This is a genomic window from Corynebacterium sp. 51B, from assembly GCF_008930785.1.
In the GTDB taxonomy this organism is placed as follows: Bacteria; Actinomycetota; Actinomycetes; order Mycobacteriales; family Mycobacteriaceae; genus Corynebacterium; species Corynebacterium megadyptis.
The window spans coordinates 393,624-416,519 of sequence record NZ_PQMK01000001.1; the positions used below are offsets into that span (position 1 = coordinate 393,624).

Annotated in this window: 23 protein-coding genes; 3 read left to right on the plus strand and 20 right to left on the minus strand. The window is 63.1% G+C overall.

Annotated features, from left to right (window positions below):
* Window positions 1-24 precede the first annotated feature (24 nt).
* The 5 genes from GBB14_RS01740 to dxr all read right to left on the minus strand — a co-directional run bounded on the left by GBB14_RS01740 (window position 25) and on the right by dxr (window position 6,052).
* Window positions 25-1,452, minus strand: coding sequence for a cobyric acid synthase (locus GBB14_RS01740; RefSeq protein ID WP_151528539.1), 1,428 nt, complete (start codon window positions 1,450-1,452; stop codon window positions 25-27).
* Window positions 1,453-1,483: 31 nt separating this feature from the next.
* Window positions 1,484-2,356 (minus strand): type I methionyl aminopeptidase, encoded by an 873-nt coding sequence (map, locus tag GBB14_RS01745; protein WP_151528538.1) that lies wholly within the window; start codon window positions 2,354-2,356, stop codon window positions 1,484-1,486.
* A 115-nt stretch (window positions 2,357-2,471) separates the two neighbouring features.
* Window positions 2,472-3,602, minus strand: coding sequence for a flavodoxin-dependent (E)-4-hydroxy-3-methylbut-2-enyl-diphosphate synthase (gene ispG / locus GBB14_RS01750; protein WP_151528856.1), 1,131 nt, complete (start codon window positions 3,600-3,602; stop codon window positions 2,472-2,474).
* A gap of 73 nt (window positions 3,603-3,675) precedes the next feature.
* Window positions 3,676-4,824 (minus strand): RIP metalloprotease, encoded by a 1,149-nt coding sequence (locus GBB14_RS01755; protein WP_151528537.1) that lies wholly within the window; start codon window positions 4,822-4,824, stop codon window positions 3,676-3,678.
* A 64-nt stretch (window positions 4,825-4,888) separates the two neighbouring features.
* On the minus strand, window positions 4,889-6,052 hold the full coding sequence (dxr, locus tag GBB14_RS01760) for a 1-deoxy-D-xylulose-5-phosphate reductoisomerase (protein WP_151528536.1): 1,164 nt from the start codon (window positions 6,050-6,052) through the stop codon (window positions 4,889-4,891).
* 225 nt (window positions 6,053-6,277) lie between these two features.
* On the opposite strand from dxr, the gene GBB14_RS01765 reads away from it, so the two are divergent.
* Entirely contained in the window at window positions 6,278-6,703 is a 426-nt protein-coding gene (locus GBB14_RS01765) for a DUF2631 domain-containing protein (protein WP_151528535.1), read from the plus strand.
* 128 nt (window positions 6,704-6,831) lie between these two features.
* Here the strand turns inward: GBB14_RS01765 and rlmN are convergent, their stop codons facing one another.
* Window positions 6,832-7,935 carry a 23S rRNA (adenine(2503)-C(2))-methyltransferase RlmN gene (gene rlmN / locus GBB14_RS01770; RefSeq protein ID WP_151528534.1) on the minus strand — a complete coding sequence of 368 codons (1,104 nt, stop codon included), beginning with the start codon at window positions 7,933-7,935 and terminating at the stop codon, window positions 6,832-6,834.
* Between the two features lie 131 nt (window positions 7,936-8,066).
* On the opposite strand from rlmN, the gene GBB14_RS01775 reads away from it, so the two are divergent.
* Complete coding sequence (locus GBB14_RS01775) at window positions 8,067-8,528, plus strand: lipopolysaccharide assembly LapA domain-containing protein (protein ID WP_225976575.1); 462 nt, start codon at window positions 8,067-8,069, stop codon at window positions 8,526-8,528.
* Between the two features lie 101 nt (window positions 8,529-8,629).
* On the opposite strand, the gene GBB14_RS01780 is transcribed toward GBB14_RS01775, so the two are convergent.
* The 6 genes from GBB14_RS01780 to rpsB all read right to left on the minus strand — a co-directional run bounded on the left by GBB14_RS01780 (window position 8,630) and on the right by rpsB (window position 14,993).
* Window positions 8,630-10,252 carry an MFS transporter gene (locus GBB14_RS01780; protein WP_342447784.1) on the minus strand — a complete coding sequence of 541 codons (1,623 nt, stop codon included), beginning with the start codon at window positions 10,250-10,252 and terminating at the stop codon, window positions 8,630-8,632.
* A 108-nt stretch (window positions 10,253-10,360) separates the two neighbouring features.
* On the minus strand, window positions 10,361-11,281 hold the full coding sequence (locus tag GBB14_RS01785) for a phosphatidate cytidylyltransferase (RefSeq protein WP_151528533.1): 921 nt from the start codon (window positions 11,279-11,281) through the stop codon (window positions 10,361-10,363).
* A 171-nt stretch (window positions 11,282-11,452) separates the two neighbouring features.
* The gene (gene frr / locus GBB14_RS01790; RefSeq protein WP_151528853.1) at window positions 11,453-12,010 is read right to left on the minus strand and encodes a ribosome recycling factor; all 558 of its coding nucleotides are present in this window, start codon (window positions 12,008-12,010) and stop codon (window positions 11,453-11,455) included.
* Between the two features lie 146 nt (window positions 12,011-12,156).
* Window positions 12,157-12,882 carry a UMP kinase gene (gene pyrH / locus GBB14_RS01795; RefSeq protein WP_192796087.1) on the minus strand — a complete coding sequence of 242 codons (726 nt, stop codon included), beginning with the start codon at window positions 12,880-12,882 and terminating at the stop codon, window positions 12,157-12,159.
* 179 nt (window positions 12,883-13,061) lie between these two features.
* Window positions 13,062-13,895 (minus strand): translation elongation factor Ts, encoded by an 834-nt coding sequence (gene tsf / locus GBB14_RS01800; protein ID WP_151528531.1) that lies wholly within the window; start codon window positions 13,893-13,895, stop codon window positions 13,062-13,064.
* 264 nt (window positions 13,896-14,159) lie between these two features.
* Window positions 14,160-14,993, minus strand: coding sequence for a 30S ribosomal protein S2 (gene rpsB, locus GBB14_RS01805; protein ID WP_151528530.1), 834 nt, complete (start codon window positions 14,991-14,993; stop codon window positions 14,160-14,162).
* A gap of 391 nt (window positions 14,994-15,384) precedes the next feature.
* Between rpsB and GBB14_RS01810 the strand changes: the two genes are divergently transcribed.
* The gene (locus GBB14_RS01810; protein ID WP_151528529.1) at window positions 15,385-15,870 is read left to right on the plus strand and encodes a M23 family metallopeptidase; all 486 of its coding nucleotides are present in this window, start codon (window positions 15,385-15,387) and stop codon (window positions 15,868-15,870) included.
* On the opposite strand, the gene GBB14_RS01815 is transcribed toward GBB14_RS01810, so the two are convergent.
* The 8 genes from GBB14_RS01815 to rplS form a co-directional block, all read right to left on the minus strand.
* On the minus strand, window positions 15,871-16,752 hold the full coding sequence (locus tag GBB14_RS01815; RefSeq protein WP_151528528.1) for a tyrosine recombinase XerC: 882 nt from the start codon (window positions 16,750-16,752) through the stop codon (window positions 15,871-15,873).
* 192 nt (window positions 16,753-16,944) lie between these two features.
* Entirely contained in the window at window positions 16,945-18,135 is a 1,191-nt protein-coding gene (gene dprA / locus GBB14_RS01820) for a DNA-processing protein DprA (RefSeq protein WP_151528527.1), read from the minus strand.
* Window positions 18,132-19,658: a YifB family Mg chelatase-like AAA ATPase gene (locus GBB14_RS01825; protein WP_151528526.1), complete on the minus strand. Its 1,527-nt coding sequence runs from the start codon at window positions 19,656-19,658 to the stop codon at window positions 18,132-18,134. The genes dprA and GBB14_RS01825 overlap by 4 nt, the downstream gene beginning before the upstream one ends.
* Window positions 19,645-20,064 carry a YraN family protein gene (locus tag GBB14_RS01830; protein ID WP_151528525.1) on the minus strand — a complete coding sequence of 140 codons (420 nt, stop codon included), beginning with the start codon at window positions 20,062-20,064 and terminating at the stop codon, window positions 19,645-19,647. The genes GBB14_RS01825 and GBB14_RS01830 overlap by 14 nt, the downstream gene beginning before the upstream one ends.
* Window positions 20,065-20,272: 208 nt before the next feature.
* On the minus strand, window positions 20,273-20,578 hold the full coding sequence (locus tag GBB14_RS01835; protein WP_151528524.1) for a DUF2469 domain-containing protein: 306 nt from the start codon (window positions 20,576-20,578) through the stop codon (window positions 20,273-20,275).
* Window positions 20,575-21,216 carry a ribonuclease HII gene (locus tag GBB14_RS01840; RefSeq protein WP_151528523.1) on the minus strand — a complete coding sequence of 214 codons (642 nt, stop codon included), beginning with the start codon at window positions 21,214-21,216 and terminating at the stop codon, window positions 20,575-20,577. The genes GBB14_RS01835 and GBB14_RS01840 overlap by 4 nt, the downstream gene beginning before the upstream one ends.
* A 19-nt stretch (window positions 21,217-21,235) precedes the next feature.
* Window positions 21,236-22,129, minus strand: coding sequence for a signal peptidase I (gene lepB, locus GBB14_RS01845; RefSeq protein WP_225976576.1), 894 nt, complete (start codon window positions 22,127-22,129; stop codon window positions 21,236-21,238).
* A 198-nt stretch (window positions 22,130-22,327) separates the two neighbouring features.
* Window positions 22,328-22,669 (minus strand): 50S ribosomal protein L19, encoded by a 342-nt coding sequence (gene rplS / locus GBB14_RS01850; protein ID WP_018019112.1) that lies wholly within the window; start codon window positions 22,667-22,669, stop codon window positions 22,328-22,330.
* Between the last annotated feature and the right edge of the window lie 227 nt (window positions 22,670-22,896).

Here is a 22,896-nt window from a genome sequence, read left to right on the forward strand (position 1 = left end):
CCCCGCCGCCTTAGGCCCGGCGGCTTAGACCCCGAGATCCGCGCAGAGCTGCGCCAGATCCCAGTGCTGCTCCACCGTATCGGCGATGAGATCCAGCTGGCGCATCCGCTCTGCGGCAAAGGAGGTATCGGCACTGACCACAAACCCCGGCTTGCCGGCGGTCTGAGCCACCCAGGCGAGAAAATCGCGGCGGGTGGCATCGTGTTCAAGTAGGCCGTGCACATGGGTGCCGCGGCATAATGCGGTGGCGCAGCCCTCGCCATTAAGCCAGGGCTGCTCGGCATTGGCCACTACCCGCCCGTGATGGATCTCGTAGCCGCCCTGCGGGGTGCGGGTGAGGGTTTTGGTCTCCTGGAACTCGATGGTGGCGTCGAAAAGCCCGAGTCCTGCAGCATCCCTGGGGCCTTCGACCCCGTCGGTGATGTGGCGGCACATCATTTGGAAGCCGCCGCAGATACCGAGCGTCGGGCCGCTGCGCTGCACGATCGCATCTGCCAGTCCGCTACTGCGCAGCCACTGCAGATCCGACACCGTGGACTTCGAGCCGGGCAGCACCACCAGATCAGCGGAGGCCACCTCATCCGGATCGACGCTCCAGGTCACGGTCACGCCCGGTTCACAGGCCAGCGCCTCCACATCGGTGGCATTAGACACCCGCGGCAGCCGCACCGCCGCAACCCGCAGCCGCTGGGTGCCCAAGGCCGTGGTGGGTGGCCCGACGGGCGCACCGATCACCGATTGCAGGGAGTCCTCCGCATCCAGCCACAGCCCGTGAATATAGGGCAGCACCGCCACGGTGGGAACCCCAGTGAGTCGCTGCAGCTCCTCTAGCCCTGGCTCGAGCAGGCTCTGGTCCCCGCGGAACTTATTGATCACAAAACCCTTGATGCGGGCCCGGTCTGCGGCGGAGACAATCGCGTGGGTGCCATAGAGATGCGCCAGCACTCCCCCACGGTCGATATCGCCCACCACATACACCGGCAGGTCCGCGGCCTCGGCGAGGCCGAAATTGGCCACGTCTGTGGCGCGCAGGTTGATCTCCGCCGGCGAGCCGGCTCCCTCGCAGACCACGATGTCATAGCGGCTCTCGAGGTCGCCGAGTGCTGCCGCCGCAACCTGACGCAGCTGGAGGCGGTGCTCCACATAGGAGGTGGCCGATACCTGCCCGCGGGCGGTGCCGCGCACCACCAGCTGCGAGGTGCGATCCGATCCGGGCTTGAGCAGGATGGGATTGAAGTCCACATGCGGCTCCAGCCCGCAGGCGGCCGCCTGCATGGCTTGGGCGCGCCCAATCTCCCCGCCGGTGGGGCACACCGCCGAGTTATTGGACATGTTCTGTGCCTTGAAGGGGGCCACCGCATAGCCGCGGCGGCTCAGCGCCCGACACAGACCGGCGGCGATAATGGATTTCCCGGCATCGGAGGTGGTGCCGGCGATCAGTAGAGCTACCACGGGAGTTCTTCTGTGTCTCTAGTCCTCGTCTCTAGTCCTCGTCGGGCAGGGTGAGGATCTCGTTGCCATCCTCGGTGATCACGAGGGTGTGCTCGAACTGGGCGCTATAGGCGCCGTCGGTGGACTGCACCACCCAGCCATCGTCCCACATCTTGTAGTCGAGGCCGCCGAGGTTGATCATCGGCTCGACCGTCAGCGTCATGCCCGGCTCGAGCACATCGCGATAGGCCTGGGAATCGTAGTGCAGCACCACGAGCCCATTGTGGAAGGTCGGGCCCACGCCATGGCCGGTGAAATCACGCACCACGGAGTAGCCAAAGCGCTTGGCATAGGATTCGATGACCCGGCCGATCACATTGACCTCGCGGCCCGGCTTGGCCACCTTGATACCGCGCATCATTGCTTCTTTGGTGCGCTCCACGAGCAACCGGTGCTCCTCGGAGACATCACCGGCGAGGAAAGTGGCATTGGTATCGCCGTGCACACCATTTTTGTAGGCGGTGATATCCACGTTCACGATATCGCCGTCCTGGACCACGGTGGCGTCGGGAATGCCATGGCAGACAATCTCATTCACCGAGGTACAGCAGGATTTCGGAAAGCCGCGATAGCCGAGCGTGGAAGGATAGGCGCCGTGATCGCACATATACTCGTGCGCGATCCGATCCAGGGTATCGGTGGTCACTCCAGGAGTGACGGCCTTACCCACCTCACGCAGGGCATTCGCGGCGATCTTGGAGCTTTCACGCATCGCCTCGATGGTCTCGGGGGTCTGCACATAGGGTTCGCCAATGGCCTCCTGCACCTCGTCCTTCCACGCGTATTCCGGACGCTCAATATGATCCGGCACAGCACGGATAGGAGTCTTGCGGGCAGGTACTTGCAAACGGGGGCGTTGAGTCATGCCCCTTATACTAGGCCCGTCGCCAACGCTTATCGACGCCGCCCTCCATCAGCACAGCCGTGCCCCTGGCGGCTCGCGCGCAGGGGCTGGTGAACAACGTCAATACAGGGTGGGTTTAGCTCACCGTCACAGAGGGCGAACCGGACTCGGTCTCCTCCATGGTTTCGGCGATGCGGGTGGCTTCTTCAATCAGAGTTTCCACGATCTTGGATTCGGGCACGGTCTTTACCACCTCGCCCTTGACGAAAATTTGGCCCTTGCCGTTTCCGGAGGCCACACCAAGGTCGGCGTCGCGGGCCTCGCCTGGGCCATTGACCACGCAGCCCATGACGGCCACGCGCAGCGGCACCTCGAAGCCCTCCAGGCCTGCGGTGACTTCCTCGGCCAGGGTGTAGACATCCACCTGGGCGCGACCGCAGGAGGGGCAGGAGACGATCTCCAGCTTGCGGGGACGCAGGTTCAGCGATTGCAGAATCTGATCGCCCACCTTGATCTCCTCCACCGGGTCAGCGGAGAGGGAGACGCGAATGGTATCGCCAATACCCTCGGCGAGCAGCGCGCCGAAGGCCACCGAGGATTTGATGGTGCCTTGGAAGGCCGGACCCGCCTCGGTGACACCGAGGTGCAGCGGGTAGTCGGTCTGCGCGGCGAGCTGGCGGTAGGCCTCCACCATCACCACCGGGTCGTTGTGCTTGACCGAGATGGCGATATCGCCGAAACCGTGCTCCTCGAAGAGCCCGGCCTCCCAGACCGCGGACTCCACCAGCGCCTCCGGGGTAGCCTTGCCGTACTTCTCCAAGAAGCGCTTATCCAGCGAGCCGGCGTTCACGCCAATACGGATCGGGATGCCGGCCTCGCCGGCGGCCTTCGCCACTTCTTTGACGCGCCCATCGAATTCGCGAATATTGCCGGGATTAACGCGCACGGCCGAGCAGCCGGCGTCGATCGCCGCGAAAATGTATTTCGGCTGGAAGTGAATATCTGCCACCACGGGAATGGGTGATTTCTTCGCAATGGCAGGCAGCGCCTCCGCATCCACCGTCTTGGGGCAGGCGATGCGCACAATATCGCAGCCGGACGCGGTGAGTTGGGCGATCTGCTGCAGCGTGGCGTTAATATCGTGCGTCTTGGTGGTCGTCATCGACTGCACGGAGATGGGATAATCGGATCCCACGCCCACATCGCCCACCATGATCTGGCGGGTTGTGCGACGTGGCGCGAGGGTGGGCAGCGGGGCATCCGGCATGCCGAGACCGATCGGGGTACTCACAGAGAGATTCTCCTTTAAGAGATTTTTTGGGCTTTGAATGTTGATGTTATCAGCCGAATAGGCGCACAGGGTTGACCACATCGGCAGCAATGATCAGCACACCGATGCCCATCAGCAGCGCCCACATCACCACAATGAGCGGCATGAGGGCCGCATAATTGGCCGGCCCCGCCGGGGCGAGGCCGCGCATCCGGCGGATGGCGTCGCGAAGCTTCTCATAGAACACGATCACGATATGGCCGCCATCGAGCGGCACAAAGGGAAGCAGGTTGAACAGCGCGAGGAAGAAATTCAGGCTGGCGAGCATCATGGCGAAGATCGACCACTGCGAGCGCTCCACGAGCTCCCCGCCCACCAGGGATGCACCCACCACGCTCATGGGCGAATCCATCTCGCGTTCAGCTCCGAAGATGGACCGAGCCACCCCGGGCAGCTTGGCGGGCAGCGAGGCCACTCCCTGCCACGTGGCATGCAGCATCGCTCCGGAATAGTGCAGGGTGGCGGGCACCGCCTCGAGGGGGCCATAGCTGAGGTAGAGATCAGGGATCGGCGCATTGACCACCCCAATCACACCCATCTCCTGGCCCTCCACTGTACGGGAATCTACGCGCACATCCAGATCGACGGGTCGGTGATCGCGCTCCACCTGCACCGTGATCTCTTCGCCGGGGCGCTGCACCACATAGTCGCGCACATCGGTGAAGGTGGCCATCGGCTGCCCATCGATCGCGCGGATCGTATCGCCTGGGCGCACGCCCGCCACAGCGGCCGGCCCCTCGCGCACCTCGCCGACCCGGGCGCTGAGATCCGGATCGGGATTCGGCAACCCAGCGGTGGCGGCCACCAGATACAGCGTGAGCAGGCCGAGGGCCAGGTTCATCAGCACCCCGCCGAGGAGCACAAACACGCGCTGATACCAGGGCTTATACACCATGGCGTAAGGGCGTTCGTCCTCCGTGACGGGATCCACCGAGGTCATGCCCGCAATATCGCAGAACCCGCCCAAAGGAATCGCTTTGAGGCCATATTCGGTGTGGCCTTTGCGGAAGGAAAACAGCGTGGGGCCGAAACCGATGAAGTAGCGCCGCACCCGCATACCGCAGGCGCGCGCCGCCAGCAGGTGGCCCAACTCGTGCAATGCGATCGTGATCGCAATACCGAGCGCGAAAAGCACCACACCCATTGTGTAACTCACGATTCCACCGCCTTCTGCCTCGAGCTAACCCCTCGCATACTACAGCGCCGTCGAGCTAACTATCCAGCTAGCGCTCGCGGCTGCGAATCTCCTGCTGTGCCAAGGAGCGCGCCCTGTCCTCCACAGCCAGCACATCCGCCACGTCGCGGGGCGGAATCGCGAAATCCTCAGCCTTATCGACGATCGCTGCCACCACATCCACGATCTGCGGGAAGCGAATGCGGCCCTGCAAAAACGCCTCCGCGGCTTCCTCATTGGCGGCGTTGTACACCGCGGGAACACTCCCGCGGCGCGAGGCGACGTGGCGGGCCAGCTCCACCGCAGGGAAGGCGGCATTATCCACCGGCTCGAACTCCCAAGCGAAAGACTGCGAGAAGTCCAGTGCAGGCTGCGCATCCTTGACCCGCTCCGGCCATGCCAAGGCATGAGAGATCGGCAGCTTCATCGACGGCGGGGAGGCCTGGGCAATGGTGCAGCCATCGACGAAGGTGACCATGGAGTGAATGATCGACTGCGGGTGCACGGTGACATCAATGAGCTGCGGGTCGATATCAAAAAGATAGCTGGCCTCGATGAGCTCGAGTCCTTTATTAATGAGGGTGGCAGAGTTGAGAGTGTTCATCTGCCCCATCGACCACGTGGGGTGTGCGGCGGCCTGCTCGGGAGTGACCTCCCACATGCGCTCTCGGTCCCAGCCGCGGAAGGGGCCACCCGAGGCGGTCAAGACGAAGCGGGCGACCTCCTCGCTCCTTCCGGAGCGCAGGCACTGGGCCATCGCCGAATGCTCCGAATCCACCGGCACCAGCTGCTCGGGGGCGGCGGCGCGCAGCACAATATCGCCACCAGCGACGAGGGACTCCTTATTAGCCAACGCCAAGCGTGCCCCCGACTCCAGGGCGGCCAGGGTGGCCCCCAGCCCGAGGGAGCCCACCAGACCATTGAGCACGGTATCGGCCTGCTGGCTGCGCACCAGCTCGGCAGAGGAATCCGCACCGGAGATCACCGTTCCGCCGAGCGCCTCCGAAGCTGTCTGCGCCGCGGTATCATCCGCGATGGCCACCTGCTCGGGCGCCAGTCCGCAGCGGCGGGCTTGCTCAATGGCGAGCGTGACGGAGCGGCCACCACAGGACAGCCCCACAAGCTCAAAGCGATCGGGATTCGCTTCAATGATCTCGAGGGCCTGTGTGCCGATAGAACCTGTACTTCCTAAGAGGATGACGCGAGTCTTCATTCCTTTATTCTTGCACTCGCACCACAAGCGCGGCTGCGGACACTACCAAGAAGCTCTGCGCGCCGCGGCCCGCCGCCTATCCCCCGTGTGAGGCTAGCGCGAAAAGCACGGCTGGGGACGGGCCGCTGTTGCGACACGGAGCGAGCAAAACAACTTCCATGAAACCTAAGAATGTGCAAAGATAGACGGAGAACTTTAAGCGTTTATTAAGAAGGAGAAAAGACTGTGTCTGGCGCTTCCCACCACATCGAGCCGGAAGTCTACAACGGCGTAAGCACCCTCGACGAGCCCTCGGCGAAGTGGGGCTGGCACGATCTCGGTTTGATCCCCACCCAGATTGCTGGCTGGGTCTCCGTGTTCTTCCTCCTCGGCTACAACTTCGGTAACCACAAGGGCCACGTGGAGACCATTTGGCTGCTCGTACTCGCCGCGCTGGTGGCTATCGCGCTGCTCCTTCAGCTCTTCGCTCCCAAGCTCAACCAGGTGCGCACCGTGACCGCCCACAACAAGCCGGAGGGCCACCAGGAGCCGGTGTGGACCTACCAGCAGCACGCCATGACGGGCAAGTACGCCGAGCTGAGCGACTCCGAGCTGCGTGCGCTCAACATCGATCCCACGACCGTCCCGAACCGCACTGCTGTGGAGAAGTAAGCACAGCGCTGTTCAGATTGCTGGTCTAAGGAATCCCTCCTTCACACAGCACACATAATCCCCCAGGCACCCAGCAGGTGCATGGGGGATTATTGCATTGCTGGTCCGTGAGCTAGCTGACGCGTGAGCTAGCTGGCCCGCTCCTCCGCGGCGAGCTGACCGCAGGCGGCGGCAATGTCTTGACCGCGGGTATCGCGCACCGTGCAGGGCACGCCTTGGGCGATCACGCGGCGCACGAACTCATCCTGGCGCTGTTTGGGTGCGGCATCCCACTTGGATCCTGGGGTGGGGTTCAAGGGGATGAGGTTCACATGCACGCGCGAGCCCAAGGCCTGGTGCAGCTTCTTGCCCAGCATATCCGCACGGAAGTCTTGATCATTGATATCGCGGATCAAGGCGTACTCGATGGACACACGGCGGCCGGTCGCGTCCGCATAGTAGCGGGCGGCGTCGAGCACCTCGGCCACGGACCAGCGATTATTCACCGGCACCAAGCTATCGCGCAGTTCATCATCTGGGGTGTGCAAACTCAGCGCGAGGGTGACGCTGAGATTTTCATCAGCCAATTTCCGGATCGCCGGCGCCAAGCCCACGGTGGAGACGGTGACATTGCGCATGGAGATACCGAAACCTTCCGGCGCCGGGCGGGTGATCTGCTTGACCGCGCTCAATACGCGCTTGTAATTGGCCAGCGGCTCGCCCATACCCATGAACACTACATTGGTCAGGCGGCCACCCTCCTGCTGCATGGTGGCCGCCGCCCGACGCACCTGATCCACGATCTCACCAATGGAAAGATTGCGATCCAATCCGCCTTGGCCGGTGGCGCAGAAAGGGCACGCCATTCCGCATCCGGCTTGGGAGGAGATGCACAGGGTGGCGCGGTCTGGATAGCGCATGAGCACCGACTCCAGCAGCGTGCCATCATTGAGCCGCCACAGAGTTTTTTGGGTAGCGCCCGCATCGGCTTCGGTGACGCGCACCTTGGACATCAGCTCGGGAAAGAGTGCGTCCTTGACCTTCTGCCGAGCGGACTCGGGCAGGTCGGTCATCGTCAGCGGGTCGGCTTCGAGCCGCCCATAGTAGTGACGGGCAATCTGGTTGACGCGGAACTTCGGCAACCCCAGCTCAGTAACAGCGGAGATGCGCTCCTCGGGATCGAGATCGGCGAAGTGCAGCGGCGGCATGCCGCGCTGCGGGGCTTTGAACTGGAGGCGAACGGGTTCAGACATAGTAGGCCCCATTGTCTCACGAGGAAGGAGGCCCGAGGAAATCCACTATACTGACGGTGTTTGAGACTTCCTAGAGATTTATTCTCTCTTTCCACCTGCACGATCTGTACACCCCGCACGAGGAGACATCCGTGACCACCCCCGCTGAGCCCAATCCCAGCTCCGAGCCGCACCCGCGTATTAATGACGACTCGATCGTCGGCTCCTCCCACCCCACCCGCGCCCACGACGCCGTAGCCGAGCGCGCCGAGAGCTCCGCTACTCCAGCCCGCCGCGAGGATAGCGCGCCGGAGCAGCACAGCGAGGCGGATAGCTCCGCGGCCGCGGAGAAGAAGCCGGCCAAGCTCAACCGCACTCTCGCCTCTTCTACGTGGGCGGCGCTGATTATCGGTGCTTTGCTGCTCATCCTCTTGCTGGTGTTCATCATGCAGAACCAGCAGGCGGTGGAACTGCATCTCTTCGCGTGGACCTTTGAGTTCCCCGCCGGCGTGGGCTTCTTGCTCGCCGCGATCGCCGGGGCGCTCATTATGGCCCTAGCCGGCATCGTGCGAATGTTTGAGCTGCGGCGCCAGGTAAAAAAGGCCCGCCAATAACTACCCGTCGTTTTAATTGCCAGCGGGGCGCTCTCACGTTTGAGGGCGCCCCGCTGTTTACTTCTGTCCGTGCCTTGCGGCGGGCGGTAGAACGCTAGGTTTTAGGGACGCTTCTTGGTGGAACGGCGCACCATCAGCGCCCCGAGCAGACCAATGACCAGACACAGCACGGCCGCGTAGAGCGATACCTTGGTGGCCTCGGCGAAGACGCGCGCCAGAGGCGCAATCACCTCCTCGGGTGCGCCCTGCTGGCGCAGGCCGACCAATGTTCCACCGGCGGAGCTGCGCATGGCCTCGGCTAGCTGCGCTTGGCTGCCGACGAAGTCTGCGGACTTCCATGCGAGGGCGGCAGAGAGGGTGGCACCGGCCATGGCGGCACCTAGGGCTGAGCCGATCTGGCGCACGGTGGACTGGGTGGCGGATGCTTGGCCGGATTGGGCAACGGGGATATCGCCGAGTACCAGCGAGGTGAGCTGCGCCGAGGCGAGGCCGAGGCCAATGCCATAGACCACCAGAGCGAAGACCACGAGCCACAAGGGCTGTCCTACCCGTTCCTCGGCAGCGAGCTGTAGCGTGCCGAAAACCTCAAGCCCCAAGCCCACGAGCACCACACCCGGAGCGCCGATTCTGGCTGCCAGATGGCGGGCTGCGGCACCAGAGAGGAAGGCACCTATCGCCATCGCGGCCAGCACGAGCCCCGTAGCTAGGGCAGACAGTCCCGCCGAGGACACAAGGTAGAGCGGCAGCACGAAGACGAGCGCGAACTCGCCTACCGCCACCATCAAGGCGGTGAGGTTGCCCCAGGTGAAGGTGGGATAGCGGAACATGCCGAGATCCAGCAAGACCGACTGCTGGCTGCGGGCACGGCGCAACTCGGTGGCGACGAAGCCGCTCAAGGACACCGCGGCAATCACCAGCGCGATGCCAGCGGCAGAGGGCCAGTGCTGGGGCCACTGTGCGGAGCCGAGGTGAAAGTCCGAGATTGCTGTCCACCAGCCCAGTTTGGGGCCTTCAATGATGCCGAAGACGAGCGTGCCGAAGCCGATCGCGGAGAGGCTAAATCCGAGAACGTCTCTCTCGCCCGCAGAGTGCTGCGCACTGCCGATGGGCTCGGCGGAGGTATCGGGCACCCACGCGAGTGCTGCGCCGACGAGGCCGAGGGCCAGAGGAACGTTGACCCAAAAGATCCATTCCCAGCCGGCGTATTCGGTGATGACACCGCCGAGCAGCGGGCCGAGTGCGGCGGCGCCGCTCATCACCGCGCCCCACACGCCGAAGGCTGCCGCGCGATCCTTGCCGCGGAACATGGCGTTAGTGGTGGATAGCGTCGATGGCAGAATGCAGGCTCCACCCACGCCTTGCACCACGCGGGCCACAATCAGTGTGGACACGGAGCTGGAGAGTGCGGCTAGGATCGAGCCGCTTGCGAAGATACACAGCCCGGCGAGGAAAAACTTACGCCGGCCGTAGCGGTCGCCGAGGCGTCCGGCGGCGAGCAGCAAGGCGGCGAATACCACCGAGTAGACGCTGCTGACCCACTGGGCTTCCGAGAGATCAAGGTTGAGTTCGCGAATAATCGTGGGCATGGATACACCCACGATGGTGCCATCGAGCACGATCAGCGCCAGCCCCACTGCGAGGATGATGAGTGCGCGCCACTTATGCGGGGTGGCGACGTGCTCCTCCGCAGGCGCTACTGCATCTATAGAGTTATGTGCCATCATGATGCTTCAGCATAGTCGCCGCTGCTAAACCGCTTTATCTTCACCTCTATCGACGACCATCACACACACGTGCAGCGGCCCCGCAGCGGTGGTGTCTGCGCTTCGGTATTAGACCACTGCGGCTTCTACCGCGACGGTGGAGAGCACCAGCCATGTCACCATGGCTGCAGGCAGCATGCCGTCGAGGCGATCCATCAGTCCCCCATGGCCGGGCAGAAGCGTAGACATATCCTTGATGCCGAGTTCGCGTTTGAATTGGGATTCGACGAGATCACCAAGCGTGGCGCAGATAACGAGGCCAAGGCCTAAGAGAATGCCGGCCCAGATTGAACCGGAGAGCAGCAGGGTGACACAGAGTGCACCGGTGATCGTGCCGAGGACGATCGAGCCGGCGAAGCCTTCCCAGGACTTCTTGGGGCTCACCGCCGGCGCCATGGGATGCGAGCCGAAAAATACGCCGGCGGCGAAACCACCGACATCGGAGGCGACCACGCACAGCATGAAGGTAACCACGTACCACTTGGGGTCCGCTGGCCCATCGTTGAGTCTGGAGATGAGCGCGGCGAAGGTGCCGAACATGGGGATCCAGGTGAGCACGAAAATGCCCATGCTCATATCCCGGAGATAGTTCTGGGGGGCGGTGCGGCGGCCACGGTGAAAAAGCCGGCCAAACATCAGCGCGAGCACCGTGGTGACATAGGCGGCAGCCATCCCGTCTACCCCGAAGGGCCAAGACAGCCAGACCATGCCTTGGCCGCCGATGATCAGCACCCAGTGCGGGACCACATAGCCGTGCTCGCGGAGGCGGTGCACCACCTCCCAAGTGCCGCCGGCGACGGCGAGCGCCACGAGCGGATACCAGCCATAGGGGATGAGGAAGATGCAGGCGAGCACGAGAGCACCGAGGCCCACTCCCACACCGATGGCGGTTTTGAGGTCACGGCCCGCCTTGTTTTTCGGCTTCGGCAGGTGCTCCCCGCTGAGACCAAGGGGATTTTTGATCAGCTCGCCCCGGTTCTTCTCTTCCACTGCCCCTCCAAAGTGTGCAGTTAACGCGCTGAGCGCCACGCACTACCCGCCGGTAGGGTCGCAACGCTCAACAGGAGGACACACCGGCGCTGCATTGGCCTCTTACCGTGGCGGCGACTCGGCGATAAAGCGATTCGGGGTGCCCTCTGGATTGTCCTGCGAGGTGAAGGCCTAAACCTCCATCAACTCGCTTTCCTTGCGCTCGACGTGCCCGTCCACCTTGGCCACGTGCTTCTGGGTGATCTTATCCAGCTGCTGCTCCGCGGATTTCACTTCATCCTCGCCGGCGTCGCCATCTTTTTGAATCTTCTTCAGGTGCTGATTGCCATCGCGGCGGATATTGCGGATGGCGATCTTGGCGTCCTCGCCCTTGGATTTAGCCAACTTCACCATGTCGCGGCGGCGCTCCTCGGTCAGCTGCGGAATGGTCACGCGCAGCACCTGGCCGTCGTTGGTGGGGTTTACGCCCAGATCGGAGTTGCGGATGGCGTTTTCGATCTCGCTCATCAGGCTCTGCTCATAGGGCTTGATCAGCAGCATGCGCGGCTCCGGAACGGAAATGGTAGCCATCTGGGTAATGGGGGTCATCGCCCCGTAATACTCGGCCATCACGCCGTTGAACATTGCGGGGTTCGCGCGACCGGTGCGGATAGTGGTGAGGTCCTCGCGGACAAACTCCACGGACTGCTCCATACGGCCTTCGGCGTCGAAGAGGATCTCCTCGATCATCTCACTCATGGTGTAGTTCTCACTTCTCTATATGTGGGTGCGCGGACGAGCGCGCGGTGGGCGTTCATTCAAGCGAGCAACAGACCGGCCCCGACGCCGCGGCACCTGAGACGGTCTGCTTCTCACAGGTTCATCGTCCCAATCTATCAGGATTGGACGAGAGTTCCGATGGACTCGCCCTTGATGGCGCGGGCGATATTGCCCTCCTGCAGCAGATTGAACACGAGAATCGGCATGTTGTTGTCCATACACAGGCTAAACGCGGTGGCATCGGCCACCTTCAGGCCACGCTCGATCACTTCGCGCGGGGTGATCTGAGTAAAGAGTTCGGCGTCGGGGTTGGTGCGGGGATCATCCGAGTACACTCCGTCCACGGCCTTGGCCATGAGCAGCACCTCGCAGTCGATCTCCAGGGCTCGTTGCGCGGCGGTGGTGTCGGTGGAGAAGTACGGCAGACCCATGCCGGCGCCGAAGATCACCACACGGCCCTTGTCCAGGTGGCGCTTAGCGCGCAGCGGCAGGTAGGGCTCGGCCACCTGCGCCATGTTGATGGAGGTTTGCACACGGCAGTCGATGCCGGCGCGCTCCAGGAAGTCCTGCAGGGCGAGGCAGTTCATCACGGTGCCGAGCATGCCCATATAGTCCGAGCGGTTGCGGTCCAGACCGCGCTGTTGCAGCTGGGCGCCACGGAAGAAGTTGCCGCCGCCGATGACCACGGCAACCTCCGCCCCCTCGCGGGCGACACTCGCGATCTGCTGCGCCACGTTTTCCACCACATCGGGATCGATGCCCACAGTGCCACCGCCGAACATTTCACCCCCGAGCTTCAGCATGACGCGCTTATATCCCTCACGAGTGGCACCCTCGGCCATAGTTGTCACCTTTCGTCGACGCGGTTGGTTCGTTTGCGTATTCTACCCGCCGGCCCAATAACATGCTCCCCGCACTCGGCTTATCGACGCCACCCTCGCTCTTCCTGCTCTAAGGACAAGAAAAACCTGCACCCCGTGGCTACGGGATGCAGGTCTACTCGGCGCTCAGCGCCTAGAGATTAAGAGGAGTGCTGGCCAACCTCGAGGCGAGCGAAGCCGGTGAGCTTCACGCCTGCCTCGTCCATGACCTGCTTGACGGTCTTCTTGTTATCAGAAACAGAAGCCTGGTCCTCCAGGACGACGTCCTTGTAGAAGCCGTTCATACGACCCTCCACGATCTTGGCGATAGCCTGCTCCGGCTTGCCCTCTTCGCGGGTGATCTTCTCCTGGGTAGCACGCTCGGACTCGACGATGTCGGCGGGGACCTCGTCGCGGTTGAGGTACTGCGCCTTCATGGCGGCAACCTGCATAGCGGCGGCGTGAGCGGCCTGCTCGGCAGCCTCGCCCTCGCCGGTATAAGCCACCAACACGCCCACTGCCGGCGGCAGGTCGGCTGCACGCTGGTGCTTGTAGACGGCGATGTTCTCGCCCTCGAGGGTGACAGCGCTGGACAGCAGCAGCTTCTCACCGATCTTGGCGGAGAGCTCCTGGATAGCCTCGCCGGCGGTGGAGCCGTCCAGCGGTGCGTTGTTGAGCTCCTCGGCGGAGTTAGCCTTCACAGCGGCAGCGGCGTCAGCCACCTTGGCTGCGAATTCCTTGAACTCGGCGTTCTTGGCCACGAAGTCGGTCTCAGAGTTGACCTCGATCATCGTGGAACCGGAGACGGCAATCAGGCCCTCGGCGGCGGTGCGCTCGGCGCGCTTGCCCACGTCCTTAGCACCCTTAATGCGCAGCAGCTCGACAGCCTTGTCGAAGTCGCCATCGGTCTCAGAAAGAGCCTTCTTGCAGTCCATCATTCCGGAGCCGGTGAGCTCGCGGAGCTTCTTAACGTCAGCGGCGCTGTAGTTCGCCATACGTGACGATCCTCCTTGGTTTTGTTGGATGTTTAGTTGTCCACAACACGTGCGTTGTGGTCCCGCAGTATTCACGGGCCATCGCCCACTAACCCTAGATGAGAGCATGCCGCTCTGCAGTGAAGTGAAGTGGGCGTCGATACGCACTGCGAATGATGTGGTGTTATTCAGGGCGAATAACACAGCCCCCACCGCACAACCAACGACAGTGAAGTTGTATCGCAGTGCGAGTGAGGGCTCTGTGTGAGTGTGAGCTCGGTGAAGTTACTTCTCTTCAGCCGATGCATCGGCAGCTGCCTCAGCAGCCTCGGATGCCTCAACCTTCGGTGCAACCTCTTCGCCGGCCTCAGCCTTGGGGGCAGCGTCCTTGTCCCCAGCGGCTTCCTTGGCTGCGGCGAGCTCGCGCTCTTCGCGTGCCTGCTTACCAGCGATCACGGCCTCGGCCACGATCTTGGTAAGAACGTTGATGGAGCGGATGGCGTCATCGTTACCCGGAACCGGGAACTGGACCTCATCGGGATCGCAGTTGGTGTCCAGGATGGCAACGACCGGGATGTTGAGCTTCTTCGCCTCAGCAACGGCGATGTGCTCCTTGTTGGTGTCTACAACCCACATGGCAGAAGGGATCTTCTTCATGTCGGCGATACCGGTGAGCACGCGCTCCAGCTTCTGACGCTCACGGGTGAGCATCAGGATCTCGCGCTTGCCGCGGCCCTTGTAGCCGTCCTCGGCCTGGTCCATGGCCTGCAGTTCCTTCATGCGGTGCAGACGCTTGGACACGGTCTGGAAGTTGGTGAGCATACCGCCCAACCAGCGGTGGTTGACGTAGGGCATGCCAACGCGCTCGGCCTCGTTCTGCACAGCCTCCTGGGCCTGCTTCTTTGTACCGACGAACAGAATGCTGCCGCCGTGAGCCACAGTCTCCTTGACGAACTCGAAAGCCTCGTCAATGTAGGTCAGGGTCTGCTGCAGGTCGATGATGTAGATGCCGTTGCGCTCGGTGAAGATGAAGCGACGCATCTTCGGGTTCCAACGACGAGTCTGGTGGCCAAAGTGCACACCAGCATCGAGAAGCTCGCGCATGGTTACAACTGCCATGGGAATGCTCCTTTTCTGGGAAAATCTAGATTCGGTTAGTGTCAATTGTGCAGGTTTTTATCCTGCACCCTAGCGGCCACTTTTCGCCTCACTGCACCCCGCACCTCACGGCGTGGGGACCATGCAGCTGTGGCGGCACCCTTTAAGGCAAGGGCACACGCGACCGCGCGTAGTCAGTAGGCCCGTCGGTGCATACACAGCCGATGGACACACTGCTAGCTAAACATTAGCCCACGATGTGCGTGGGAGCAATTCCGTCTTTCTTTGCCGCAATCATGCGTGTGCACAGCTCAGCGGCGAAATCGTCACATGCGCACCACCATGCACAGATCGCGCCCATTCGAGAGGCGATAGAGGGAATCTCTCGGGCGAATCCCCCACCCTCGTGAGCATGACTCGTTTTCTTGTTGTTCTGGCTGTGATCACGCTGCAGGTCGTCACCGCACCGGTGGCCGTGGCCTATGTGGACCCCACTACGGGCCTAGCCCACGCCTCGCGCGTGATTCGGCCCTTTGCGAAGCCCGCCCAGAATTGGCTCCCGGGCCATCGCGGGGTGGATCTGGCTGCCGATATCGGCGCGGCAGTCCGGGCCGCCGATGAGGGCGTGGTGGCATTCGCCGGGGTGGTGGCCCGCACTCCCACTGTCTCGATCGATCATCCAGATGGGGTGCGCACCACCTATCAGCCCGTGCACTACACGGTACGGCGCGATGATCGGGTGCGCGCTGGGGAGATTATCGGCAGACTCGCCGCCCCCACCACCCACTATCCGGGACTGCAGTGGGGTGCACGCCGCGATGGCGAGTACATCAATCCTTTAAGTCTCCTCTCCCGGCCTACGATCCGGCTCAAACCCATTCGCGGGGCGGGCTCTTGATTAGTCCGCGCGCGGATGGGCGTGGCGGAAGGCCTCGTGCAATCGCGCCGTGGAGACGTGGGTATAGATCTGCGTGGTCTGCAGGGAGGCGTGCCCCAGTAGTTCCTGTACTTCTCTTAAGTCCGCTCCCCCATCGAGCATGTGGGTGGCGGCGCTGTGCCTAATCTCGTGCGGACTGAGCGGCGCCAGACCGGCCTCGAGGGTGAGCGCTTCGACGACGCGCCGCACTTGGCGCTGATCGATGCGCCTGCCGCGCACGCCCACAAAGAGTGCCGTCTCCTTAGACTGGGCGAGCTGCGGGCGACCCCGCTCCAGCCACTCGCGGAGCGCGCGGCGCGCGGGCGCCCCAAAGGGCACCACCCGCTGCTTATTGCCCTTACCCGTCACCGTGGCCTTTCCCGCCGGGATATCCAGATTCTCTCTATCGAGCGCGCACAGCTCGGCCACGCGCATACCGGAGGCATAGAGCAGCTCCAGCAGCGCCCTATCGCGCAGCTGCACCGGGGTGTCGGTGGGCAAGTCGCTCAATAGCTCCTCGGCTTGGGCAACGCTGGCGACGGTGGGTAAATGACGCCCCGGTTTCGGGGTGTGGAGCTTATGGCCCACATCCGTCGAGATATAGCCAGCCTTGTAGGCCCAGGTAGAAAAGGAGCGCAGTGCGGCGGTGCGGCGGGCCATGCTTGCCCGCGAGAGTCCTTGCTCGAGCGCCTCGGCCAGCCATAGCCGCATGGTGCTGAGACTAAAGTCTGACCACGTGCGTAGTCGAGAAAGATACCCCACAAGATCGGAGCGATAGCCACGGACGGTGGCGGGAGATCGATCACCGACATAGGAGAGGTGATCGCAGTAGTCGTCAAGAGCGACAGTGAATGCTGGAGTCATAGTATGAGAACACGCCAGCGGAGACGTCGCGACAGGAGTATTCGACGTCTCCGCTGAGCGCTGATGTTCACCCATAGTGCACAGCTTAGCTATTAGCGGGAGTCAGCCCGAACCCGCTAACTTCTAACTTAGGCTGCCCTTGTATCGTAAGTTAAGGCATACCTAATGCGCAACCCCTTGGGTAAAACTTTTTTATTTTATTTTTCCGGAAATCCTCTTTGCCCAGTTCACGCCGTCTCTATGGGCGAGTCCGCGGCGCTGCAACTCCACCAAAAGATGCACTGTCAGCGCCACACTGAGCCCAGCACTCTCCGCCACCTGGGCTGCCGTGCGGCTCTGATCGCTGCGGCAGGGCAGGCTGTCATAGACCTTGAGTTCATTGCGGCTGAGTTGCTGGATTGGGTCGCTGGGAAAGGCCAGTTCGCACTGCCCATCCACGTCGACCTCCCCGATCCTGCCCACCAGCCCCATGATGTCGGCCGCACTGACAACCAATTGCGCATCGCCGCGCTTGATCTTGTCGTGGCAACCAAGGGAGCCCGCCCCAGTGATGGGGCCGGGCACCGCCATGGCGACAGCGCCGAGCCCTTGCGCCCAAGCCAGCGTATTCAGCGCGCCAGAACGCCAGCCGGCTTCGACCACCACAGTGCCTGCGCTGAGCGCTGCCACCAGTCGATTGCGGGTGAGGAAGCGATGCCGCGCCGGCGGGGTGAGCGGCGGGTATTCGCTCACCCAGCAGCCGCCGGAGCGCACTATGCGCTCGATAAGGGCCGTGTTTTTCGCCGGATAGCAGCGTCCCGCCCCGTGGGCGCCGACGGCGACGGTGCATCCCCCAGCGTCGAGGGCCGCGGTATGAGCGGCAGTGTCTACCCCCAGCGCGGCGCCGGAAATGATGGTCCAGTGTTGCTCGGCTAACTGGCGGCTGATCTCTTCGCTCGCGCGCTGCCCATAGGAGCTCATAGCGCGGGTACCAACGATCGCCACCGAGCGCGCCACCGCCGCAGAGAGATCGCCGCCGCGCACCCATAGGCCATGGGGTGCGACAGCATCGGCCGCATAGCTTCGCAGATGCTCCGAGGTGCCAGAGGCGGCGAAGCCGAATGCGCGATCGAGTTGTTCCCGGGGCCACTCCGGATCATCGGGGCAGATAAAGCGGGTCTGCAGCTGCTCAGCCTGCCGCAGTAGTGCCTGTTCTTCACAAAAGTGTGCGCGCCGCTCGGCGCTGCGGGAGAGCTCACCCACCCACTGCTCCCCGTGGCGAATTCCGGCCGCTATTTTTTCTGGGCTGTGCCCTGCTGTGAGCAGCGCGTGCAGCACCCGGGAGGGGCCTTCGAGAACGTAGTTGAGATACACCCAGGTGTGGAGGCGTTCGGAGTTTGTCATCGCTGCAGTTTTCCTTCCTCGGTGCGCAGTTCGAGGGCGCGGGCCATGTGGTCGAGGGTGGGCCGCGCGGCCGCGCCGTGTCTGGCCTCGTCGAGGTCTCGGAGCGTCCACGCCAACCGCAGGGCCTTGTCCACCCCGCGTTGGGAGATCTCCCCCGCACTCAAAAAGGCCCCCACATAGGCCATGGCTTCTTCATCCGCGGCATAGTGTCGTCGCAGCAGCGGCGCGGGAATCACAGCATTTGTGCACCCGTGCGGGTTCACTGGGGCCCAGCGCCGGGCCGCGATCTCCCGCGCGGCGGCGACGCGCTGGCGCACGATATCGGAGCTTTCGGAATTGTTATCGCTGAGCACCCCACCCACCCGGTGGGTGCGGGCGATCACGTCGATGCGATCGCGGATAGGGCCGGAAATATTGTTCAGATACCGGGCGCGGGCGGCACCGCTGCAGGTACACGAGGAATCGCTATCCGCCCCGCAGGCGCAGGGATTGGCGGCAAGGACGAGCTGGAACCTGGCGGGCAGAGTGACGACCTTGTCGCTGCGGTTGAGCACCACGGCGCCGTTTTCCAGCGGCACGCGGAGACTATCCAGCACGGATGCGGCGATCGCATTGGCCTCATCGAGAAAGAGCACACCGTTATGGCTTAAGGAGATGGCACCAAGTTTCACCTTCCCGGAACCGCCGCCGATCAACCCGGCGCTGCTGACGCTGTGGTGCGGGGCGATCAGCGGCGGCCGGGTGATGATGTCCTCGCAGCCGTGGGTGGAGACAGAATGCGCGGCCGTGGTTTCAATCTGTTGATGGCGGTTCAGCGGCGGCAGGATGGAGGGCAGCGCTGCGGCCAGCATGGATTTGCCGGAGCCGGCTGGCCCCACGAAAAAGATGTGGTGTCCCCCAGCGGCGGCCACCTCGACGGCGTGTTTCGCTTCCTTTTGGCCGGCGATATCTGCAAGATCGACCGCGGAGCGGCTCGGCTGTGCGGTGTGCTCGGTGGGGCTTATCCGCTCGAGCCCGCCGCCACCAGTGATCCAGTCATAGACCTCGCGGAGGGTATCGGCCACTAGCACCGTGGGGGTATCGATGAGTTCGGCCTCCTGGGCGTGGGCGCGGGGAATGACCACCGTTTTCACCTCTGCCTCGGCGGCTGCGCGCAGCATGGGAAGGATGCCGCGGCAGGGTTTGAGCTGGCCATCGAGGCCGAGCTCGCCGAGGAACATAGTGTGTTCCAGTGGCGTGGCAGTGCGCGCCCCCAGTATCGCCATGGCGAGGGCGAGATCGCATTGGGCGCCGGACTTGCGCACATTCGCCGGCGAGAGATTAACGATAATCCGTGTCTTGGGCCAAGGCAGATCGCTGTTTTTCACGGCGGTGCGGATGCGGTCGCGGGCCTCGTTAATGGCCGCATCGCCCAGACCCACTATGTCTGTGCGCGGCAGACCGGGGCCGATGTGGGCTTCCACCGTCACGCTAAAGGCGGTGACGCCATCGAGGGCGGCGGAGATTGTCTTAGCGAGCGCCATGGTCCACCCCGCTGAACAATTCCACGCCCGCGGGGCTGATGAGCACGACATCGAAGCGAATCGGGGTATAGGGTTTGCGCTCAAGCCAGCGCAGCGCCGCGCGCTGCATGCGGTGTAATTTGCGAGCGGTCACGGCCTCCGCCCCACCGTACTGAGTACTGGTGCGGGTTTTGACCTCCACAAACACGATGGTGCCGTCGAGATCCTCCACGATCAGATCGATCTCGCCGCATCGGTAGCGCACGTTGCGGGCCATCACGCGGGCACCGGTGGATTCATAGAGACGTGCGGCGTGCTCTTCTCCGGTGCGGCCGATCCGCGCGTTGTGTGTGGAGGAGGCCGGGCCGGGCCGCGGCGAGCGCTGATGTGGGTGTAAGGAGCCGTCGCTAGACGTAGCTAGTGTCATCGAATTCTGCCTTCAGGTGTCGATTCAGGGGTACAGGGAGCATCGCCTCGTTGTGGCGGGGATGCGTCCCTAGTGTGATTCCCAATCGAGCACTCGGCAGGAAAAGAAGAAAGATAAGAAAAAATCTGTGGATAGCGGGGTGCGCTATCCACAGAGTGCAGTACTACTCGCTGCCGCCGAGGCTATGAGCACGGCGGCGGTTCAGCTGTTAATCGATCATCATCATCTCTGGCTTATCCAGCTCTTCGATATTGACGTCCTTGAAGGTGATGACACGCACGAAGCGCACGAAGCGAGCGGAGCGGTACATATCCCATACCCACGCATCGGACATGCGCACCTCGTAGTAAACCTCGGCGCCTTCGGTGTGCGGGATCAGCTCCACAGCATTGGCGAGGTAGAAGCGGCGTTCGGTTTCCACTACATAGGAGAACTGGCTCACCACATCGCGGTATTCGCGGTAGAGGCTCAGCTCTACTTCTGCTTCGTAGTTTTCCAGCTCTTCGGCGCTCATCGCGTTTCCTTCCACGTGCTACAAGCTTCCTGAATGTTTCTGTAACTATAGCGATGAACTGGGCTGGGTCCTTTGAGGCGCACCGCATCCATGTGGAGTTTCGTGCCATAGCCCTTATGCCCGGCCAGTCCATAGCCGGGATAGCGCTCATCGAGCTCGAGCATGAGGGTGTCTCGTTCATGCTTGGCCAATACGCTGGCCGCCGCGATGCAGCGCGCCGCGGCGTCGCCGCTGATCACGCGCAAGCTGGGCCGGGCGAGCCCGGGCACGCGGTAGCCGTCGATAAGCACAAATCCAGGGGCGATATCGAGGGCGTAGATGGCGCGCCGCATCCCGGAAGTATTGGCATGCTGCAGGCCGCGGGCATCGATATCGGCGGCGGAAATGTGGATCACTGACCACGCCAGGGCGTGGTGTTTAATCAGCGGCGCCAGCCGGGCGCGGGCGGCCGGGGTGAGTTTCTTGGAATCGGTGACCTCCGCTAAGGGGCGCAGGGGCCGATCGGGAAGCACGCAGGCGGCGATGGTGATCGGGCCGGCGCAGGCTCCCCTCCCCGCTTCGTCAACGCCTGCGACTGGACCAAGGCCGGCTGCGGTGAGCTCTGCCTCGTAGGTGCGCAGGTATTTCTTTTTCCGCACGCTGCTGTGGGGCGTTGGGCTAGTCGACGCCGCCAATGCGGGACAGCGGCAGGATGATGAAGCGCACCTTGCCGATGATATTCTCCTCGGGCACCGTCCCCTGGTGCTGATCGCCGAGGTGATAGCGGGAGTCGGCCGAGTTGGTGCGGTTATCGCCCATCATGAAGTAGTGCCCCTCCGGCACCTCGACGGGACCGAAGTAGGCGCCACCGCAGGCATCGGAGCCATTGGCGCTATCCACCGGATAGGTCGGGGGATCAAGCACATAGGAATCATCCACCTTCGTGCCGTCGACCATCACGCCGGGATCGCCTTCTTGGCAGGACACGGTCTGTCCACCGGTGGCAACGATGCGCTTGACCATGTCATTCTCATCTGGGGCGACCACGCCCACAAACGCGCCGATATTCTGCAGGCCGCGGATGAGGGTATTGGACGAGCGGGTGGACACGAAGTTCTGGTTCCAGGACTCTGGCCCCTTAAACACCACCACATCGCCCTGTTCGGGCTTGGTGAAGTCATAGGTGAGCTTGTCCACCACGATGCGGTCCCCCGTGCACTCGGGGCAGCCGTGCAGGGTGGGCTCCATCGACGCCGAGGGAATGAGATACACCCGGCCCACGAAGGTCTGGAGCACGAAGACGATCACCAGGGTCACGGCGATAACGAGAGGAATCTCGATGTACCACGGCTTGCCGCCATCGTCCTCCTCATCCTCCGCGTCCTCCGCGGCAGCCGTGTCCGCCGCGGTGGTGTCCTCGGCGGCTGTGGCTGCTGCGGTGTCCTCGCCGTCCTGGGGCTGAGGCTGATCCGAGTGAGCGGAACTGCCGGCTGTGGCATCCTTCGACGCAGCCGGAGGCGTCGGCGAGTCGGAGGGGGTCGCGTCTAGCTCGTGATCGGGGCGCTCAGTCATAGGGATAAATACTAGCAGCCGGACGCGACAGCCCTAGCCACCACAATCCGGCGCTGCGCAGAGCCAAAAAATGCAGCCCGCACCCGCACCATGGCCTGCTCCGCGCTGCCTTATTATGCGGGCACGGGGATACATACAGACCGGCCGCCGTCCACCACGAAAGGGACGACGGCCGGTGCCAGAGGCGACGCGCTAGTACTAGCGGCGCTCCTTGATCTTGGCAGCCTTACCGCGCAGGTTGCGCAGGTAGTAGAGCTTCGCACGGCGGACCTTACCGCGGGTGATCACGTCGATGTGATCAATGTTCGGAGAGTGCACCGGGAAGGTACGCTCCACACCGATGCCGAAGGACACCTTGCGGACGGTGAAGGTCTCGCGGATGCCACCGCCCTGGCGACGGATCACAACGCCACGGAAGACCTGGACGCGCTGGTTGCCGCCCTCGATGATCTTCACGTGCACGTCCACGGTGTCACCGGGACGGAAAGTCGGGATATCGTCGCGCAGCGATGCTGCATCTACCTTGTCGAGAATGTTCATGAAACAATCCTTTGAATCTTGTGCTGAATAGAGGAACCTAGCGGCTTTTCCCCACGTGCCGGGGCGCTCGGCTGGTTCGTATCCGAGACAGTGACAGAAGCTGCCATCAATGAGGCAGACAACTTTCGAGATTATGCCATGCTCAGCCAGCAATAACAAATGATCGCCACGCCGTATTCTCCATGCGTGGCGCAGCCGCCAGCCCCCTTCGCTCCTATACTTCTATG

Coding starts and splice junctions, on each gene's coding strand:
- tsf (WP_151528531.1), bottom strand. CDS start 13,895: ATGGCGAACTACAGCGCCGCTGACGTTAAGAAGCTCCGCGAGCTCACC.
- rpsB (WP_151528530.1), bottom strand. CDS start 14,993: ATGGCAGTTGTAACCATGCGCGAGCTTCTCGATGCTGGTGTGCACTTT.
- rlmN (WP_151528534.1), bottom strand. CDS start 7,935: ATGTCTGAACCCGTTCGCCTCCAGTTCAAAGCCCCGCAGCGCGGCATG.
- GBB14_RS01825 (WP_151528526.1), bottom strand. CDS start 19,658: ATGGCGCTCGCTAAGACAATCTCCGCCGCCCTCGATGGCGTCACCGCC.
- ispG (WP_151528856.1), bottom strand. CDS start 3,602: ATGCCGGATGCCCCGCTGCCCACCCTCGCGCCACGTCGCACAACCCGC.
- GBB14_RS01815 (WP_151528528.1), bottom strand. CDS start 16,752: ATGACTCCAGCATTCACTGTCGCTCTTGACGACTACTGCGATCACCTC.
- frr (WP_151528853.1), bottom strand. CDS start 12,010: ATGATCGAGGAGATCCTCTTCGACGCCGAAGGCCGTATGGAGCAGTCC.
- GBB14_RS01830 (WP_151528525.1), bottom strand. CDS start 20,064: ATGACACTAGCTACGTCTAGCGACGGCTCCTTACACCCACATCAGCGC.
- GBB14_RS01810 (WP_151528529.1), top strand. CDS start 15,385: ATGACTCGTTTTCTTGTTGTTCTGGCTGTGATCACGCTGCAGGTCGTC.
- dprA (WP_151528527.1), bottom strand. CDS start 18,135: ATGACAAACTCCGAACGCCTCCACACCTGGGTGTATCTCAACTACGTT.
- rplS (WP_018019112.1), bottom strand. CDS start 22,669: ATGAACATTCTCGACAAGGTAGATGCAGCATCGCTGCGCGACGATATC.
- GBB14_RS01835 (WP_151528524.1), bottom strand. CDS start 20,578: ATGAGCGCCGAAGAGCTGGAAAACTACGAAGCAGAAGTAGAGCTGAGC.
- dxr (WP_151528536.1), bottom strand. CDS start 6,052: ATGAAGACTCGCGTCATCCTCTTAGGAAGTACAGGTTCTATCGGCACA.
- GBB14_RS01780 (WP_342447784.1), bottom strand. CDS start 10,252: ATGATGGCACATAACTCTATAGATGCAGTAGCGCCTGCGGAGGAGCAC.
- lepB (WP_225976576.1), bottom strand. CDS start 22,129: ATGACTGAGCGCCCCGATCACGAGCTAGACGCGACCCCCTCCGACTCG.
- map (WP_151528538.1), bottom strand. CDS start 2,356: ATGACTCAACGCCCCCGTTTGCAAGTACCTGCCCGCAAGACTCCTATC.
- pyrH (WP_192796087.1), bottom strand. CDS start 12,882: ATGGCCGAGGGTGCCACTCGTGAGGGATATAAGCGCGTCATGCTGAAG.